At 69.9% G+C, this 17,701-nt stretch carries 14 protein-coding genes; 9 read left to right on the top strand and 5 right to left on the bottom strand.

Annotated elements, in window-relative coordinates:
• The first annotated feature begins 41 nt into the window (after nucleotides 1–41).
• The gene (locus tag ACFZA0_RS31525) at nucleotides 42–374 is read left to right on the top strand and encodes a hypothetical protein (RefSeq protein ID WP_391023289.1); all 333 of its coding nucleotides are present in this window, start codon (nucleotides 42–44) and stop codon (nucleotides 372–374) included.
• Here the strand turns inward: ACFZA0_RS31525 and ACFZA0_RS31520 are convergent.
• From ACFZA0_RS31520 to ACFZA0_RS31505, 4 genes are all read right to left on the bottom strand, one after another.
• Nucleotides 355–1,125, bottom strand: a complete 771-nt coding sequence (locus ACFZA0_RS31520; protein ID WP_391023287.1) for a succinate dehydrogenase/fumarate reductase iron-sulfur subunit — start codon at nucleotides 1,123–1,125, stop codon at nucleotides 355–357. The two genes, ACFZA0_RS31525 and ACFZA0_RS31520, sit on opposite strands and share 20 nt — an antisense overlap.
• A complete protein-coding gene (locus ACFZA0_RS31515; protein WP_391023286.1) occupies nucleotides 1,122–3,083 on the bottom strand; it encodes a fumarate reductase/succinate dehydrogenase flavoprotein subunit in 1,962 nt (653 codons plus the stop codon). The genes ACFZA0_RS31520 and ACFZA0_RS31515 overlap by 4 nt, the downstream gene beginning before the upstream one ends.
• A 94-nt stretch (nucleotides 3,084–3,177) precedes the next feature.
• The gene (locus ACFZA0_RS31510) at nucleotides 3,178–4,026 is read right to left on the bottom strand and encodes a hypothetical protein (protein WP_391023284.1); all 849 of its coding nucleotides are present in this window, start codon (nucleotides 4,024–4,026) and stop codon (nucleotides 3,178–3,180) included.
• An 85-nt stretch (nucleotides 4,027–4,111) separates the two neighbouring features.
• Nucleotides 4,112–4,435 carry a hypothetical protein gene (locus tag ACFZA0_RS31505; protein WP_391023282.1) on the bottom strand — a complete coding sequence of 108 codons (324 nt, stop codon included), beginning with the start codon at nucleotides 4,433–4,435 and terminating at the stop codon, nucleotides 4,112–4,114.
• Between the two features lie 308 nt (nucleotides 4,436–4,743).
• Here ACFZA0_RS31505 and ACFZA0_RS31500 point away from each other — a divergent pair, with 308 nt between their 5' ends.
• The 7 genes from ACFZA0_RS31500 (at nucleotide 4,744) to ACFZA0_RS31470 (ending at nucleotide 16,158) form a co-directional block, all read left to right on the top strand.
• Entirely contained in the window at nucleotides 4,744–7,077 is a 2,334-nt protein-coding gene (locus ACFZA0_RS31500; protein WP_391023281.1) for an ABC transporter substrate-binding protein, read from the top strand.
• A gap of 288 nt (nucleotides 7,078–7,365) precedes the next feature.
• Nucleotides 7,366–9,273 (top strand): translational GTPase TypA, encoded by a 1,908-nt coding sequence (gene typA / locus ACFZA0_RS31495; protein WP_391023279.1) that lies wholly within the window; start codon nucleotides 7,366–7,368, stop codon nucleotides 9,271–9,273.
• A gap of 674 nt (nucleotides 9,274–9,947) precedes the next feature.
• On the top strand, nucleotides 9,948–10,982 hold the full coding sequence (locus ACFZA0_RS31490; RefSeq protein ID WP_391023277.1) for an ABC transporter permease subunit: 1,035 nt from the start codon (nucleotides 9,948–9,950) through the stop codon (nucleotides 10,980–10,982).
• Between the two features lie 83 nt (nucleotides 10,983–11,065).
• Entirely contained in the window at nucleotides 11,066–12,871 is a 1,806-nt protein-coding gene (locus ACFZA0_RS31485; protein ID WP_391023275.1) for an ABC transporter substrate-binding protein, read from the top strand.
• A gap of 90 nt (nucleotides 12,872–12,961) precedes the next feature.
• A complete protein-coding gene (locus ACFZA0_RS31480) occupies nucleotides 12,962–13,942 on the top strand; it encodes an ABC transporter permease subunit (RefSeq protein WP_391023273.1) in 981 nt (326 codons plus the stop codon).
• Between the two features lie 10 nt (nucleotides 13,943–13,952).
• Nucleotides 13,953–15,014, top strand: coding sequence for an oligopeptide/dipeptide ABC transporter ATP-binding protein (locus tag ACFZA0_RS31475; protein WP_391023271.1), 1,062 nt, complete (start codon nucleotides 13,953–13,955; stop codon nucleotides 15,012–15,014).
• 13 nt (nucleotides 15,015–15,027) lie between these two features.
• Complete coding sequence (locus ACFZA0_RS31470; protein ID WP_391023269.1) at nucleotides 15,028–16,158, top strand: oligopeptide/dipeptide ABC transporter ATP-binding protein; 1,131 nt, start codon at nucleotides 15,028–15,030, stop codon at nucleotides 16,156–16,158.
• A gap of 69 nt (nucleotides 16,159–16,227) precedes the next feature.
• Here the strand turns inward: ACFZA0_RS31470 and ACFZA0_RS31465 are convergent, their stop codons facing one another.
• Nucleotides 16,228–16,884 carry a hypothetical protein gene (locus ACFZA0_RS31465; RefSeq protein WP_391023267.1) on the bottom strand — a complete coding sequence of 219 codons (657 nt, stop codon included), beginning with the start codon at nucleotides 16,882–16,884 and terminating at the stop codon, nucleotides 16,228–16,230.
• A 367-nt stretch (nucleotides 16,885–17,251) separates the two neighbouring features.
• On the opposite strand from ACFZA0_RS31465, the gene ACFZA0_RS31460 reads away from it, so the two are divergent.
• Nucleotides 17,252–17,626 carry a VOC family protein gene (locus ACFZA0_RS31460; protein ID WP_391023265.1) on the top strand — a complete coding sequence of 125 codons (375 nt, stop codon included), beginning with the start codon at nucleotides 17,252–17,254 and terminating at the stop codon, nucleotides 17,624–17,626.
• The last annotated feature ends 75 nt before the right edge of the window (nucleotides 17,627–17,701 follow it).

Here is a 17,701-nt window from a genome sequence, read left to right as displayed (position 1 = left end):
GGGCCGCCGGACTGTCATGATCAACGCGCGGACACGAAGCGATGGGTGGCGAACAACCGGTGCGTACGGCGATGTTGGTGGTGAGCGCGGTCGTCGTCGTGCTCTTCCTGGCGGCGGGCGTCGCCGGGGTCGCCACGAGGTGGACCCTGCCGAGGAACCGCGGCAGGGTGCTCAGGCCCCGACTGGCGGGCTGCGGTGCGCTGCTGAGCGCGGCCGGGTACGGCCTGTTCATGTTCCTCGGCCCACTGCACGGGCCGGGCACCCGGTTCGCCTGGGTGGCGTGGGTGGGCTGGCTGATGTTCATGGCCGGGTGCGGGGTGCAGTGGCTCAGCACCCGCCCCGGCCGCTCGCGTCCTACCCCTGCCTCCTCCTGATCTTCGACCCCAGCCACACCAGCGGGTCGTACTTGCGGTCGGCGGCCCGTTCCTTCAGCGGGATCAGCGCGTTGTCGGTGATCTTTATGCCTTCCGGGCACACCTCGGTGCAGCACTTGGTGATGTTGCAGTAGCCCAGGCCGTGTTCGTCCTGCGCGGTGCGCTTGCGGTCGAGGCCGGTGTCGGCCGCCGCGTCCAGCGGGTGCATGTCCAGCTCGGCGACCCGCATCAGGAACCGCGGCCCGGCGAACGCGGGCTTGTTCTCCTCGTGGTCGCGCACCACGTGGCAGGTGTCCTGGCAGAGGAAGCACTCGATGCACTTGCGGAACTCCTGCGAGCGGTCCACGTCCTCCTGCATCATGCGGTACTCGCCCGGTGCCACCCCCGCGGGCGGCACGAATGCCGGAACCTCCCTGGCCTTCGCGTAGTTGAAGCCCACGTCGGTCACCAGGTCGCGCACCACCGGGAAGGCGCGCAGCGGCGTCACCGTGACCGTCTCGTCGCGGCCGAACACCGACATGCGGGTCATGCACAGCAGCCGGGGGCGGCCGTTGACCTCCGCCGAGCACGAACCGCACTTGCCCGCCTTGCAGTTCCAGCGCACGGCGAGGTCGGGTGCCTGCGTCGCCTGGATGCGGTGCACGATGTCGAGCACCACCTCGCCCTCGTTGACCTCGACGGTGAAGTCGGCGAGGCCGCCGCCCTCCGCGTCGCCGCGCCACACCCGGAACCGGGCCTCGTAGCCGCTCATTCGTACAGCTCCTCCTCGGCCAGGTACTTGACCAGCTCCTCCTTCTCGAAGAGGGCGAGCAGGTCCGGACGGATGGGCTCGGTGGCCTCACGGGTCAGGGCGATCCGCCCGGCCGCGCCGGGCCCGTCGTCGGGACTCCCGTCGCGGTCCGCGAGCCTGCACAGCAGGTTCACGGCGCGCCAGGCGCTGTCCATCGCCGGGTGGTCCTCGCGGGTGTGGCCGCCGCGCGACTCCGTGCGCTCCAGCGCGGCGCGCGCCACGCACTCGCTGACCAGCAGCATGTTGCGCAGGTCCAGCGCGAGGTGCCAGCCCGGGTTGAACTGGCGGTGCCCCTCGACACCGGCCCGCCGTGCCCGCGCCCTCAACTCCCCGAGTCTGCGCAGCGCCTGCTCCATCTCGCCCTCGCGGCGGATGATGCCGACCAGGTCGTTCATCGTCTGCTGGAGCTCCTGGTGCAGGGTGTACGGGTTCTCCGGCGGGGGGCCGTCGGCCTCGGCCGGGGCCGGGGCCGGGGCCTCGGCGGAGAACGGGCGCAGCGCCTCGGCCGCCGCCGCGTCGATCTGGGCGTCGTCCACGACGGGCCGCGCGGCGGCGGTGTCCGCGGCGTTCTCGGCCGCGTACCGTCCCGCGCGCCGCCCGAACACCAGCAGGTCGGACAGGGAGTTGCCGCCGAGCCGGTTCGAGCCGTGCATGCCGCCCGCCACCTCGCCCGCCGCGAACAGGCCGGGCACGCCGCGCGCGGCGGCGGTGTCCGAGTCGACCGCGACGCCGCCCATCACGTAGTGGCAGGTCGGGCCGACCTCCATCGCCTCCGCCGTGATGTCGACGTCGGCGAGTTCCTTGAACTGGTGGTACATGGACGGCAGTCGGCGCCTGATGACCTCGGCCGGCATGCGCGTCGACACGTCGAGGTAGACGCCGCCGTGCGGGGTGCCGCGGCCCGCCTTCACCTCGGAGTTGATGGCGCGGGCCACCTCGTCGCGGGGGAGCAGTTCGGGCGGGCGCCGGTTGTGGTCCGGATCCTCGTACCAGCGGTCGCCCTCCTCCTCCGACTCGGCGTACTTCTCCTTGAAGACGTCGGGCACGTAGTCGAACATGAAGCGCTCGCCCTCGGAGTTGCGCAGCACCCCGCCGTCGCCGCGCACCGACTCGGTGACCAGGATGCCCTTCACGGACGGCGGCCAGACCATGCCGGTCGGGTGGAACTGCACGAACTCCATGTTCAGCAGCGGCGCACCCGCGAGCAGGGCCAGCGCGTGCCCGTCGCCGGTGTACTCCCAGGAGTTGGAGGTCACCTTGAACGACTTGCCGATGCCGCCGGTCGCCAGGACCACCGACGGCGCCTCCAGGACGAAGAAGCGCCCCGACTCGCGCTCGTAGCCGAACACGCCTCCGACACGGCTGTGTTCGCCGCCGCCCTCCTTCAACACCCGCGTGACGGTGCACTCCTGGAAGACCTTCAGGCGCGACTCGTAGTCCCCGGTCTCGCGTTCGTCCTCCTGCTGGAGTGCGACGATCCGCTGCTGGAGGGTGCGGATCAGCTCCAGGCCGGTACGGTCGCCGACGTGCGCGAGGCGCGGGTACTCGTGTCCGCCGAAGTTGCGCTGCGAGATCCGTCCGTCGGCGGTCCGGTCGAACAGAGCGCCCCAGGTCTCCAGTTCCCACACCCGGTCCGGTGCCTCGCGCGCGTGCAGCTCGGCCATCCGCCACTGGTTGAGGAACTTGCCGCCGCGCAGGGTGTCGCGGAAGTGCACCTGCCAGTTGTCGCCGGAGTTGACGTTGCCCATCGAGGCGGCGATGCCGCCCTCCGCCATCACCGTGTGCGCCTTGCCGAACAGCGACTTGCAGATCACGGCGGTCCTGGCGCCGCGCTCACGCGCCTCGATCGCGGCCCGCAGCCCGGCGCCGCCGGCGCCCACCACGACGACGTCCCACTGCTGCCGGTCGGCCACGGACATCACAGAGCCCCACTCGTCGTAAGTTCCAAGGTGTTGACAAGTCCCTTGCCTGTAAAGGGAGTTGACGGATCGGCGGCCTCGCTCGACGTCCTCATCAGAAGAAGCGCGGATCGTCGAAGGCGCCCGAGGCGACCAGGTACACGTAGAAGTCGGCGAGCGCCACGCTCACCAGCGACGCCCAGGCGAGCAGCATGTGGCGGGCGTTGAGCCGGCCGATCGCCTGCCACATCCGGTAGCGCACCGGGTGCCTGGAGAAGTGCCGCAGCCGTCCGCCGACGATGTGCCGGCAGGAGTGGCAGGACAGCGTGTACGCCCAGATCAGCGTGATGTTGACCAGGAAGACCAGCGACCCGAGCCCCATGTGCCCCCACGCGTAGTGCTCGTCGCGGAACGAGAGCACCGTGTCGTACGTCAGCACGCAGGCGACGAGGATCGCCGCGTAGAAGAAGTACCGGTGGAGGTTCTGGAGGATCAGCGGGAAGCGGGTCTCCCCGCTGTAGCCGCGGTGCGGCTCCGCGACCGCGCAGGCCGGCGGGGACGCCCAGAAACCCCGGTAGTAGGCCTTGCGGTAGTAGTAGCAGGTCAGCCGGAAGCCGAGCGGGAAGATCAGGATGATGATCGCGGGCGAGATGCCCCACCAGCCGCCGAACAGATCGGAGTTGGGGCCGGCGTGCATCGTGCGGCACCGCTCCGCCAGGCACGGTGAGTAGAACGGCGACACGTAGGGGGCCGCGTAGTAGTCGGTGTCCGCGAAGGCCCGCCACGTCGAGTAGACGACGAAGGCCAGCAGGCCGGCGGCGGTCGCCGCGGGCGCCAGCCACCAGCGGTCGGTGCGCAGGTGCGCGGCGGGTATCGCGGCGCGCGACGCCGAGCGCACACCGCTGCCGCCGGTTCCGCCTCGCGGGCGGGGGTCCGTTGCCGGGGGTTCCGTACCAGTGGCCAAGTCGTGACTCCGGTCGGTGTCGGGGAGCGGCGAGCCGGGGGCGGCGGGGGCGCCCGGCTGCCGGGGTCCCCGCGGTCCGGGGCTCCTAGGGTCGGTCGCCGTGCCGCGCGCCGAGTCCCTCGTCGTCGACGTCCGTCCACAGCGAGGTGTCGTAGGGGGTGTCGGGGACGGGCACGAGGTCGGGTCCGCGGGGCACGGCCCGCGGCCGGGTCGGGCCCGCGGCGCCGGACGCGGCGGCCTGCAGCAGCGCCACGCTCTCGCACAGGTGGGCGGTGTCGAGACGGACCCGGCGCATCTCCAGGCCGCCCTCGCCGACGTGCTGTTCGAGGCGGGCGACGGAGCGGCTCAGATCGGCGAGGCAGCGCTGGAGGGACGTCATTTCCGACGTCAGTTCGTCGTGCACGGACATGACCAGTCCTCACTTCCACGGGCGCGGGCCCACGGCGGCGACGTTCATGCGCCTGCGAGTGTCGCGCGTCACACCGGCCGGTGTGAAGGGACGTGCACGGATTCGCGGACGCGCGGGGGAGCGCGCGGGCCCGCCGGGCGCCCCCGCGGCGCGGGGCCGGGTTGCGCCGCTCGGGTGGGGTTGGGCGACGGGCCGTCGTGTCTGCGGCCGTCGGTCCGTGCCGTCGCCTTCAGTGGCGGCATAGATCTGATCAGCTCCAAATAAGCCAGATGTGATCAGAAGCCCGCGGATCTACGGAGGTAGCAGTGATGTCCCACGACGGCGTCGGACTGCGCGCGGTCATGCGCTCGGTCGCCTTCCTCACCGCGGGCGCGCTCGCGGTTCCCGTCCTCACGGCCTGCGGCTCGGACGACCGGGCCGGCCGCCCCACCGCCGCACAGGACATCGACCCGGCCGCCCGCGGTCTCGTCGCCGACGGCGGCACACTGCGCTGGGCCGTGGACGCGATGCCCGAGACGCTCAACACCTTCCAGGCGGACGCCGACAACGGCAGCGCCCGGATCGCCCAGGCCGTGCTGCCGTCCCTGTACCGGGTGGACGAGAACGGCCGGCCCCAGGTCAACCCCGACTACCTGGAGAAGGCGAAGGTCACCGAGACCCAGCCCAAGCAGGTCGTCGTCTACAAGCTCAACCAGCAGGCCGTGTGGAGCGACGGCCGGGAGATCGGCGCCGCCGACTTCGCCGCCCAGTGGCGCGCCCTGTCCGGCAAGGACACCTCGTACTGGACCGCGCGCAACGCCGGCTACGACCGCATCGAGAAGGTCGAGCAGGGCGCGAACGCGCTGGAGGTCAAGGTCACCTTCAGCCGCCCCTACGCCGACTGGAAGTCGCTGTTCACGCCGCTCTACCCGAAGAGCGTCATGGGCACCCCGGACTCCTTCAACGACGGCGCCCGGCGCAAGCTCAAGATCACCGCCGGGCCGTTCGCGGTCGGCGAGTTCGACAGCAAGGGCAAGGACGTCACCCTCACCCGCAACCCGCGCTGGTGGGGCAGCCCCGCGAAGCTCTCCAAGATCGAGCTGCACGCCGTGCCGCGCGACGAGCGTGCCGAGGCGCTGGCCGACGGCACCGTGGACATCGCGGACGTCGACCCCTCCGAGGCGAAGCGCGTCACCGGCGCCGCGCAGGGCTCCGGCGCCCCGCTCTCCGGCCCCGCCGCCGGCCGCACCGCCGCCAAGGACCTGCGGTCCTGGGCCCGCGCGCACGGCTCCGACGAGGACGAGGCGGACGACGAGGTGCACGCGCGCAAGAAGCTGCGCAGGGCGATCGCGGCGTACGAGGGGCAGCAGAAGGCGCTGCGGGGCTTCGAGATCCGCAAGTCGCTCGAGCCCGCCTACACGCAGCTCGCCCTCAACGGCTCCGACGGGCCGCTCGCCGACGAGCGGGTGCGCCGCGCGGTCGCCCGCGCCATCGACCGCAAGCAGATCGCCGCGGCCGTGCTGAAGCCGCTCGGCCTGCCGGCCGTGCCGGTCGGCAGCCACCTGGCGCTGTCCGGCCAGGCCGCCTACGCGGACAGCAGCGGCGCGATCGGCGCCCAGGACACCGCGGAGGCGCAGGCGCTGCTCGCCGACGCCGGCTGGGTGCCCGGCGGTCCCCTGAAGTCGGAGAAGAAGAAGGGCGACAAGGCGGCCGGCGCCAAGGGCGAGAAGACCGGCAAGGACGAGAAGGGCGCCAAGTCCGACAAGGACTCCGACGAGTCCGAGGGCGGCGACGAGGGCACGTACATCGTCGGCGAGGACAACAAGGGCCACGACGGCAGGGCCGACGACGGCGACGGCCGCGACGGCAAGGGCGCCGAGTCCCGCAAGGACTCGCAGGACCACCAGAGCAGGCACCAGGACCACCAGAGCAGGCACCAGGACCAGCAGGGCGGCAGGACCGGCGAGAGCGGTGCGCGCCAGCTCGCCCAGGAGGGCGGCCACAGCTACGCCAACGGGAACCTGAAGCAGGGCGGGGCCCCCGGCGCGTACGCCCCGCAGGGCACCGCCGCCCCGGCCGCCGTGCCCGCCGGCCCCCTCGCCAAGGACGGCAAGCCGCTCACGCTGCGCTTCGTGCTCCCGTCCGGGCCGGGCTCGGACACGCTGCGCACGGTCGCCGACCGGATCACGGCGATGCTGGAGAAGGTCGGCATCCACACCGACATCACCAAGGTGTCCGACGAGAGCTACTTCACGGACCACATCGCCTCGGGCCAGTACGACCTGGCGCTCTACTCGTGGCCCGGCTCCGCCTTCCCGGCCACCGACGCCCGGCCCGTCTACGCCAAGCCCGTCCCGGCCGCCGACGGCTCCCTGAACGTCGAGCAGAACTACACCCGGGTCGGCACGGACCAGGTCGACCAGCTGTTCGACCAGGCGCTCGGCACCCTCGACGAGGACCGGGCCAGGTCGCTGCTGCGCAAGGCCGACTCCCGGATCTGGGCGGCGGCCGCGTCGATCCCGCTGTACCAGCGGCCGCAGCTCACCGCGGTCCGCAAGAACCTCGTGAACGCGGGTGCCTTCGGCTTCCAGACCCCCGTCTTCGAGAACATGGGCTTCCTGAAGAAGGGCGCCCGGCCCGCCGGGGGCCCCTCGCCCTCCTGATCCACCGCGGGCGTCCGTCACGGGCGTCCGCCGGGGGCCTCCGGCACCGTCCGTGACGGAGCCGGCCGGACACCACTTCCCGGACCGGAGATCCCGGCGACGGAACAAGAACGGCAGGCCACGGGCCCGTCGGCGCACCCCGCCGGCGGGCCCGCGGCCGTGCCCCGCGAGACCCGGCAGGTCCCGCCCCCGCCAGCCCCGTACCATGGGGTAAGGCCGAGGCGTGTCCAGCCCGGCAGGCCCCGCGACGCGGAGGCCGTCACCTCACTCCGGGAGAAGCGCCTCAATATGGCCACGCGCCACGACATCCGCAACGTCGCCATCGTCGCCCACGTCGACCACGGCAAGACCACCCTGGTCGACGCCATGCTCAAGCAGGCCGGTGCCTTCGCCGCGCACGCCGCCGAGTCGCTCGACGACCGCATGATGGACTCGAACGACCTGGAACGTGAGAAGGGCATCACGATCCTGGCCAAGAACACGGCCGTGAAGTACCACCCGAAGGATGGCGGCGAGGCCATCACGATCAACATCATCGACACCCCCGGCCACGCCGACTTCGGTGGTGAGGTCGAGCGCGGCCTGTCGATGGTGGACGCGGTCGTGCTGCTCGTCGACGCCTCCGAGGGCCCGCTGCCGCAGACCCGCTTCGTGCTGCGCAAGGCGCTGTCCGCCAAGCTGCCGGTCATCCTGTGCATCAACAAGACGGACCGCCCGGACTCGCGCATCGACGAGGTCGTGAACGAGGCGTACGACCTCTTCCTCGACCTGGACGCCGACGAGGACCAGATCGAGTTCCCGATCGTCTACGCGTGCGCGCGTGACGGCGTCGCCTCGCTCACCAAGCCGGAGGACGGCACCGTCCCGGCCGACAGCGACAACCTGGAGCCGTTCTTCACGACGATCCTGGAGTCCGTCCCGGCCCCGTCCTACGACGAGGACGCGCCGCTCCAGGCCCACGTCACCAACCTGGACGCCGACAACTTCCTCGGCCGCATCGCGCTGCTCCGTGTCGAGCAGGGCGAGCTGCGCAAGGGCCAGACGGTCACGTGGATCAAGCGCGACGGCTCGATGTCCAACGTCCGCATCACCGAGCTGCTGATGACCGAGGCGCTCACCCGCAAGCCCGCCGAGGTGGCCGGCCCCGGTGACATCTGCGCCGTCGCCGGTATCCCGGACATCATGATCGGCGAGACCCTCGCCGACCCCGAGAACCCGGTCGCGCTGCCGCTGATCACGGTCGACGAGCCGGCCATCTCCATGACCATCGGTACCAACACCTCGCCGCTGGTCGGCCGGGGCGGCACCGGCAAGGGCGCGGACAACAAGGCGGCCGTCAAGGACCGCAAGGTCACCGCCCGCCAGGTCAAGGACCGCCTCGACCGCGAGCTGATCGGCAACGTCTCCCTGCGCGTGCTCGACACCGAGCGTCCGGACGCCTGGGAGGTGCAGGGCCGCGGTGAGCTGGCGCTCGCCATCCTGGTCGAGCAGATGCGCCGCGAGGGCTTCGAGCTGACCATCGGCAAGCCGCAGGTCGTCACCCAGATCATCGACGGCAAGGTCCACGAGCCGGTCGAGCGCATGACGATCGACGTCCCCGAGGAGCACATGGGCGCGGTCACGCAGCTCATGGGCGTCCGCAAGGGCCGGATGGACAACATGTCGAACCACGGTTCGGGCTGGGTCCGTCTGGAGTTCGTCGTCCCGTCCCGCGGCCTCATCGGCTTCCGTACCGAGTTCCTGACCGGTACGCGCGGCACGGGCATCGCCCACTCCATCCACGAGGGCCACGAGCCGTGGTTCGGCACCCTGACGACCCGTAACAACGGTTCGCTCGTCGCCGACCGCTCCGGCGCCGTCACCGCCTTCGCGATGACGAACCTCCAGGAGCGCGGCGTCCTGTTCACCGAGCCCGGCACCGAGGTGTACGAGGGCATGATCGTCGGCGAGAACTCGCGCGCCGACGACATGGACGTGAACATCACCAAGGAGAAGAAGCTCACGAACATGCGGTCCTCCTCGGCCGACACGTTCGAGGCGATCGTCCCGCCGCGCAAGCTCTCGCTGGAGCAGTCGCTGGAGTTCTGCCGCGACGACGAGTGCGTCGAGGTGACCCCGGAGGCCGTTCGCATCCGCAAGGTCGTCCTCGACCAGAAGGAGCGCGGACGCTCCGCGAGCCGCGCCAAGCACGGCTGATCCACCCCGGGCCCGCCGGCCCGGACCGCGAACGACGAGCCCGGTCTTCCCCGTTGGGGAGGCCGGGCTTTTCGCAACCCTGTTTTCGATGATCACCGTCCGTTATGCGGCGAGGGGCGCCCGATAGCCATGTAACACGTCCGTTTCGTGGCCATCTCGCGGCGAACAGTTTGTCCAAGTTTTGGAAGATGTACGCGTCAGCTGTGACTGAATTGAGATTAAAGAACGGTGGTCGGTCCTTGGCTCATGGCAGATAGTTAGCCGCGTAACGCTCGGGTCAATGGGTCTCGCGCTGTGGGGACAGCGCCGACTCACGAGCACCAGGGGGTTCCTGATTCTCCGTCAGGGGTGACGGAGAACGAGGCGCCCCCTCCCGTTGGTGAATACGTGGAGTCATGAGGAGGAGCCCCATGCGCGTTGTCACACACGCCAGGTGGGTCATGTCGTCCGTCAACTGTTCCCGGACGTACGGCGATCGGCTCTGAGGTCGCCGACGGCGGTCCGGGGCGTCCCGTCGGTGTCGCCGCGGTGTCGCCGTTCAACTACGCGCGTCCGGCTGCGGGTTTCCCATCACCTCGGGTGTCCTGACGCTTCCTTGTGACCCGGTCCGTGGCTCCGCACACCCTGCGGCGGCCACCGGTTCGGCACACCCCCACCTGTGAAATGGACGAACAGTGACAAGTCCCATCGACATCGAGGGCGACGGCGGCCCGGTGCTCGTCGACGGCGCACCCGAGCCGGCGGCGAAGCCGGAGACCGCCCAGCACGTCGGCCGTTCGCCCGGCAGGCTGATGTGGATCCGGTTCAAACGGGACCGCACCGGCGTGATATCCGCCTTCGTGGTGCTCTTCTTCTTCGCGGTCGCGCTGCTCGCCCCGGTGATATCCAAGCTGTACGGCAAGGACCCGTACACCGTGTACGCGGACGAGCGGCCCGAGCTGTTCGACAGCGCGGGTGTGCCGATCCAGCCCAACGGCGGTATCAGCAGCGAGTTCTGGTTCGGTCTGGAGCCGGGCAACGGCTACGACGTCTTCACCAAGCTGCTCTACGGCATCCGTACCTCGCTGACCATCTCCGTGGCGGTCACGCTGGCGACCGTCCTCACCGGTGTCCTCCTCGGTGTGACGGCCGGCTACGCCGGCGGCAAGGTCGACTACTTCATCGGCCGCCTCATCGACTTCCTGGCCGCCTTCCCCGCGCAGCTCTTCTTCATCGCCAGCATGCCCGTGGTGGTGTCGCTGTTCGTCAGCCCCACCGACGAGACCCCGACCTTCGTCCGGGTCGTGGCGCTGATCGCGGTGCAGTGGTTCCTGGGCTGGATGAGTCTCGGGCGCATCCTGCGCGGTACCGCACTCGCCCTGCGAGAACGGGAGTTCATCGAGGCGGCGAAGGTCACCGGCGCCTCGCCGTGGCGGATCATCCGCAAGGAGATCGTCCCCAACATCGTCACCCCGCTGCTGGTGCAGGGCACGTACATGCTGCCCAACTTCGTGACCGCCGAGGCGGGTCTGTCCTTCCTGGGGGTCGGCATCGTCGAACCCACCCCGGACTGGGGCCAGATGTTCTCCAAGGCGTCCACGGAGCTGGTGATGCAGAACGACATCACCTACATGTTCTTCCCCGGCATCTCGATGGTCATCTTCATCGTGGCCTTCAACCTCCTCGGGGATTCGGTCCGCGACGCGTTCGACCCGAAGACCAAGCGCTAGCAGACCTTCAGGTCCCCGGCACCGTCCAACGACGTCCGGCTGCTGCTCAGTTCGTGCCCATCCATACAACAGGCAGGCTCACTGTGTCTCTTTCCCGTAGAAACTTCCTGATCGCGGCCGGCGTCGTCGCGGCCTCCTCGTCGGCCCTGACCGCGTGCAGCTCCGGCGGCAGCGACTCCGGCGGCGGCGACGACAAGAAGGCGCAGGACAAGGCGAAGTCGCAGCAGGCGTCCATCAAGTTCGGTGACGCGAAGGACTCCACGGGCCCGGCCCGCGCCGTCCCCGGCGCCAAGCCCGGCGGCACCATGGAGGTCCTCCAGCGCGACAGCTTCGCCCACCTGGACCCGGGCCAGATCTACGTCTCGGACGAGATGCAGCTCGCCCAGCTCATCCACCGCGGCCTCACCGGCTACAAGGCGACCGACGACAAGGGCGAGGGCCACCTCATCGTCGGCGACCTCGCCACCGACTCGGGCACCACCACCGACGGCGGCAAGACCTGGAAGTACACGCTGAAGGACGGCGTGAAGTTCGAGGACGGCTCGGCGATCACCTCCGACGACGTCCGCCACACCTTCGAGCGCCTCTTCGCGTCGTTCATCAACCAGGGCCCGTCGTACATCCAGCAGTGGCTGGCCGACTCGACCGACTACCGCGGCCTGCTCAAGGGCGGCGGCTACGACAACAAGCACCTCGCGGACACCATCCTGGAGACCCCGGACGCGAAGACCATCGTCTTCAAGTTCAAGAAGGCCCGCCCCGACTTCCCCTACGCGCTGGCGATGGCGGGCTACTCCATCGTCTCCAAGAAGGGCGACACGAAGACGAAGTACGACCGCGCCCCCGTGGTGACCGGCCCGTACAAGATCAAGTCCTTCGCGTCCGGCAAGTCGATGGTGCTGGTCAAGAACGAGAACTGGGACCCGGCCACGGACCCGATCCGCAACCAGTACGTGGACCAGTTCAACTTCACGTTCAACCAGCAGTTCGAGGACTCCACCAAGGCCCTCCTCGCGGACAGCGGCAAGGACCAGGCCGGCGTCAGCTTCAGCAACAGCGTCGACGCGGGCAACCTCTCCAAGGTGCTCGCCGACGCCACGCTCAAGAGCCGCACGGTCTCCGGCTACCAGCCCTACGTCGGCCAGATGAACATCAACATGAGCCACCCGGCCATGAAGGACAAGAAGGTCCGCCAGGCCATCGCGTACGCCCTGCCGGTCACGCCGTTCCTGCGTGCCTTCGGCGGTACCGAGGCCATGGAGACGGCCGGCGGCATCATCTCCCCGACCGTCAGCGGCTACGACGCCGCCTTCGACCCGTGGGGCAAGAAGAAGAACCCGGCCGGTGACCCGGCCAAGGCCAAGAAGCTGCTCCAGGAGGCCGGCAAGGTCGGCCTGAAGCTGACCTTCGGCTACATCAACTCCCCCGAGGGCCAGCAGTACTCCACCGCCATGGCGGCCGGTCTGAAGAAGGCCGGCTTCAACGTCCAGCGCCAGGAGATCCCGGCCGAGACCTACTACGACCAGGTCTCCAAGCTGGACAACAACTACGACATCTTCCACACCGCGTGGGGCGCCGACTGGCCGTCCGCCTCGACCGTCATCCCGCCGCTGTACGACGGCCGCAACATCGCCGAGGGCGCGCAGAACTACCCCCAGGTCAACGACCCGAAGATCAACAGCGAGATCGACCGGATCGGTGCGATCAGCGACCCGGTCAAGGCCGCGGCCGCCTGGGAGAAGCTCGACCAGTACATCGTCCAGGAGGTCATCCCCCTCGTCCCGACCGCGTACTACAAGCAGACGCAGATCGCCGGTTCCAAGGTCGGCGGCCTGGTCTACGACAACGTGATCGGTGGCGTCGACCCGCGTCGCCTGTTCATCAAGTAAGCCCGAACCGCCCGGTACCCGGTGCGCGGCCCCCGCGGGCGGCGCACCGGGTACCGTCCGGCCCACTGACGCCTGAGAGCTGCCCCTGCCATGCTGCGCTTCCTGCTGCGCCGGTTCCTCGGCGCCGTCGTCATCCTCTTCCTGCTGAGCGTGGTGACGTTCCTGATCTTCTTCGGGATGCCCCGCGACCCGGGGCTCCTGCTGTGCGGCAAGACCTGCACGCCGGAGAACCTGGCCAACATCCACCATGTCCTCGGCCTCGACAAGTCGATACCCGAGCAGTACTGGACCTTCCTGCACAACCTGGTCCTGGGCAGCAGTAACTTCATTCAGGGGCCGTGCCCCGCGCCCTGCTTCGGGTACTCGTACCACACCAACGAGGCGGTCTGGGGCACGATGCTCGACCGTCTGCCGGTCACGATCTCGCTCACCCTGGGCGGCGCGTTCTTCTTCCTGCTCACCGGTCTGGGCACCGGCATGATCGCCGCCTGGCGGCGCGGCACGCTGATCGACAAGACGGCCACCGCGGGCGCCATGGTGCTCAGTTCGATGCAGATCTACTTCCTGGGACCGCTGGCCATGGCCATCCTGGTCTTCCAGACGCACTGGTTCGAGCGGCCCGCCTACAACAACTTCACCGGGAACCCGATCTCCTGGTTCGGCGGCCTGATCATCCCCTGGGTGGTCCTCTCCACCATCTTCGCCGCGCAGTACACACGTATGGCGCGCTCGGCGATGATCGAGCAGCTCCAGGAGGACCACGTCCGCACGGCCAAGGCCAAGGGGATGTCCCAGAGATACGTCTTCTTCCGCTACGCCTGGCGCGGTTCGCTGATCCCGATCATCACCATCTTCGGCATCGACCTCGGTTCGCTGCTCGGTGGTGCCATCATCACGGAGACGACGTTCGGCCTGCCCGGCATCGGCCAACTCGCCGTGCAGTCGGTGTTCTTCAACGACCTGCCGCTGCTGATGGGCGTGATGCTCTTCTCCGCGGCCATGATCCTGCTGTTCAACATCATCGTCGACGCCTGCTACGCCTACATCGACCCGCGCGTGCGGCTGTCCTAGGAGCACTGTCGTGACCACACTGACCAAGGAAGCCGGCGCCCCCACCCCGGCCGACGCGGGCGCCTTCCTCTCCGTGCGCGACCTGCACGTCACCTTCGACACCGAGGACGGCCCCGTCCGGGCGGTCGACGGACTCTCCTTCGACGTGGAGCGCGGGCGCACCCTGGGCATCGTCGGCGAGTCGGGCTCCGGCAAGTCGGTCACGAACCTGACCATCCTGGGCCTGCACAACCCCCTGTTCACCAAGATCGAGGGCGAGATCCTGCTCGACGGACGGGAGTTGACGACCGCCCGGGAGTCCGAGATGGAGAAGGTCCGCGGCAACAAGGCCGCCATGATCTTCCAGGACCCGCTGACCGCGCTGTCCCCCTACTACACGGTGGGCCGGCAGATCGCCGAGCCCTACCGCAAGCACCGGGGCTCCTCGAAGAAGGAGGCGTGGGACCGTGCGGTGGAGATGCTCGGCAAGGTCGGCATCCCCAACCCGGCCCAGCGGGCGAAGGACTTCCCGCACCAGTTCTCCGGCGGCATGCGCCAGCGCGCGATGATCGCCATGGCCCTGGTCTGCGACCCCGACCTGCTGATCGCCGACGAGCCGACGACCGCGCTGGACGTCACGGTCCAGGCGCAGATCCTCGACCTGCTCAAGGACCTCCAGCAGGAGTTCGGTTCGGCGATCGTCTTCATCACCCACGACCTCGGTGTCATCGCCGACATGGCCGACGACATCATGGTGATGTACGCGGGCGGCGCGGTGGAGCGCGGCTCCACGGCCGAGGTGCTGCGGTCGCCCCAACACCCCTACACCTGGGGCCTGTTGAACTCGATGCCGCGTATCACCTCCGACCTCGACGCCCCGCTCGCGCCGATCCCCGGCGCGCCGCCGTCGCTGCTGACCCCGCCGTCCGGCTGCCGCTTCCACCCCCGCTGCACGTTCCAGACCCGGGTGGACGGCGACCGCTGCGTCACCGAGCGCCCCCTGCTGGCCCCGGACCGCGCGTCCGCGTGCCACCTCACGGCGGAGCAGAAGCGCACCATCTTCATTGAGGAAATCAAGCCCAGCCTGGGCTAGGAAGGCCACCCCCATGACTGAAGACCTCGTCCTTCCAGCCCCTCGCGAGGACTCCGCCGGCACGGCGCCCGAGCCGCTGCTGGAGGTGAAGGGCCTCACCAAGCATTTCCCCGTCAAGGGCGGCTTCCCGATCCGGCGCACCGTCGGCGCGGTGCAGGCCGTCGACGGGATCGACCTGACCGTGGGCGTCGGGGAGAGCTTCGGCCTGGTGGGGGAGTCGGGCTGCGGCAAGTCGACGACCGGGCGCCTGATCACCCGGCTGATGGAGCCGAGCAGCGGCTCGATCTCCTATCGCGGCCAGGAGATCGGCCACGCCTCGCGCAAGAAGCTCGCGCCGATCAGGTCCGAGATCCAGATGATCTTCCAGGACCCGTACTCCTCGCTGAACCCGCGCCAGACCGTCGGCAAGATCATCTCGGGCCCGATGGAGATCAACGACATCAACCCGGCGGGCGGCCGTGAGGCGCGCGTCCGGGAATTGCTGGAGATCGTGGGTCTCAACCCCGAGCACTACAACCGCTTCCCGCACGAGTTCTCCGGCGGTCAGCGCCAGCGCATCGGTGTGGCACGGGCGTTGGCCCTGGAGCCGAAGCTGATCGTGGCCGACGAGCCGGTCTCCGCGCTCGACGTCTCGATCCAGGCCCAGGTCGTCAACCTGCTCCAGAAGGTGCAGCGCGAACTCGGCATCGCGTTCCTGTTCATCGCCCACGACCTCGCCGTCGTGCGGCACTTCTCGCAGCGCGTGGCGGTCATGTACCTCGGCAAGATCATCGAGGTAGGCGACCGGGACTCCATCTACACCCGCCCCCGCCACCCGTACACCCACGCGCTGCTCTCCGCGGTGCCCGAGGTCAACCTCACGGACGACGGCACGGCACAGCGCGAACGCATCCGCCTGGCCGGCGACGTCCCCTCGCCGATCTCACCGCCCTCGGGCTGCCGCTTCCGCACCCGGTGCTGGAAGGCGCAGGACAGGTGCGCGACGGAGGAACCGCCGCTGGTCCGCATCTCCGGCAACCGCGAGAACCACCTCACGGCGTGCCACTTCCCGGAGGAGCCGACGATCGAGGCCCGCGACGAGGACATCGTCCTGGACCCGGCACTGGCGGCCCTGGAGGAGGGGCTGGCGGAGGGGGACCACTGAGCGACGGAACGGAGAAGGGGCGCCCGGGTCGGGCGCCCCTTCTCCGTTCGGGGAACGGAACCCGGCGGCTCAGGGACGGTCCGGGCCGGCGGCGTTCGCCCCGGGCATGCTGCTGCTCAGCCGCTCGGTGGACGACAGGCCGCCCGGCATCCTCATCAGGTCCTCCGCACGCGGCTGCTCACGCTCCCGCTCCGCGGGGGCCGGGGCCGGAGGGAGGCCGCGGGCGAAGTCGCGCCGGTGCGCGGCGGTCGTGCTGGTCTGCTTCAGCAGCACGTCGGGGCCCGGCGGGCCCGGCCAGAACTGGAGGAGACAGCGGTCGACGACCGACTCGTCGTCCGGGCTCGTGTCCAGGTCGTGGCCTGCCTGCATGCCGGTGGCGCAGTACCGCACCCGGTAGTCGGTCTCGGCGAGGTCGAGCGGGTACGCGGCCGTCCCGGCCCACTCCGTCAGATCGGTCCGGGACGACGCGGGACGGAACGACACCTCCACCGCCTCCTCCCACGAGTCGTCCAACGCCGGTTCGGTGTCGTGCAGTTCGACGGTGAAGCCGACCCGGCCCGTGTGCAGCCCCGTGGCGAGGTACAGGAAGCCCGGCTCGGCGGCGCCGCACAGCCCGGTGTTCTGCCCGGCGAAGGCCGCGTGCAGGCCGCAACCAAAGCCGGAGGAACTTTCCACGTAGATCTGACGATAGGCGACGAACACGTCACCGCTGAACCGCGGTTCCACCGGAATCCCCTTTCGGCACGCGCCAGTTCGCGACCGTGCCGGAGTCCAGGAGCCACCGGTGACAGACACCGGAGGAGCGCGACCCCGCGAAATCACTCGACATCGCGGGCGGACGCGACGAGGCTCGCGCGGTGACGAGAAACCACAGGGCGCGGGCCGACGACGACACCGACCGGGGGACGACCCCGGCGCGGAACGTCCCGGCCGGCCTGCTGACCGACGAGTACGAGCAACAGGGCCTGTCTTGCCAAGAGTTGGTGGCAGGGGCCGAGCTGGGCGACCCTCCAGACGGCCGTTGTGACGGAGCATCTCCGCGTGCGGCAGGATCCGCCGCAGGTCGACCACTGGCCGACGGGCGGACCGGAACGTGAACGCGAGGCCCGTTCTCCGGGGTGTCCGTACGGTCATGGTGTTCGCGCTCGACCCCGCCGCCTCCGCCCGCTGGTGGGCCGAAGTGCTGGGCGTCCGGGCGCACTTCGAGGGGGAGGGCACCGGCGGCTACGCGTGGCTGGAGGCCGGCGGTGTCGAGCTCGGCTTCCATCCGGCCGACGACGCACGAAATCCGCCCGGCGCGAGCCCCGTTGTGTACTGGGCCGTCGACGCGGTGGACGCGACCCGTCGGGCGCTGGTCGACCGGGGGTGCCGCCATCACCGCGGCCCGCTCGACATCGCCGAGGACCGGCGCATCTGCCAGCTCGTCGACCCGTTCGGCACCGTCTTCGGCCTGGACGGTCCCGCGTAGCCGCACGTCGCCCTCAACTTCCCTGCCCGGCGCGGAAAAGCGGAAGGCCCGCACCAACAGCTGGTGCGGGCCTTC

The organism is Streptomyces sp. NPDC008150 (assembly GCF_042956945.1).
Lineage (GTDB): Bacteria > Actinomycetota > Actinomycetes > Streptomycetales > Streptomycetaceae > Streptomyces.
The sequence above is the reverse complement of the archived record's forward strand: the minus strand, read 5'-3'. Positions and strand labels throughout refer to the sequence as shown.

Bases quoted from the DNA above. Each gene is read 5' to 3' on its own strand.
- ACFZA0_RS31525 (WP_391023289.1), top strand. From the start codon at position 42: ATGGGTGGCGAACAACCGGTGCGTACGGCGATGTTGGTGGTGAGCGCG.
- ACFZA0_RS31520 (WP_391023287.1), bottom strand. From the start codon at position 1,125: ATGAGCGGCTACGAGGCCCGGTTCCGGGTGTGGCGCGGCGACGCGGAG.
- ACFZA0_RS31515 (WP_391023286.1), bottom strand. From the start codon at position 3,083: ATGTCCGTGGCCGACCGGCAGCAGTGGGACGTCGTCGTGGTGGGCGCC.
- ACFZA0_RS31505 (WP_391023282.1), bottom strand. From the start codon at position 4,435: ATGTCCGTGCACGACGAACTGACGTCGGAAATGACGTCCCTCCAGCGC.
- ACFZA0_RS31500 (WP_391023281.1), top strand. From the start codon at position 4,744: ATGTCCCACGACGGCGTCGGACTGCGCGCGGTCATGCGCTCGGTCGCC.
- typA (WP_391023279.1), top strand. From the start codon at position 7,366: ATGGCCACGCGCCACGACATCCGCAACGTCGCCATCGTCGCCCACGTC.
- ACFZA0_RS31480 (WP_391023273.1), top strand. From the start codon at position 12,962: ATGCTGCGCTTCCTGCTGCGCCGGTTCCTCGGCGCCGTCGTCATCCTC.
- ACFZA0_RS31470 (WP_391023269.1), top strand. From the start codon at position 15,028: ATGACTGAAGACCTCGTCCTTCCAGCCCCTCGCGAGGACTCCGCCGGC.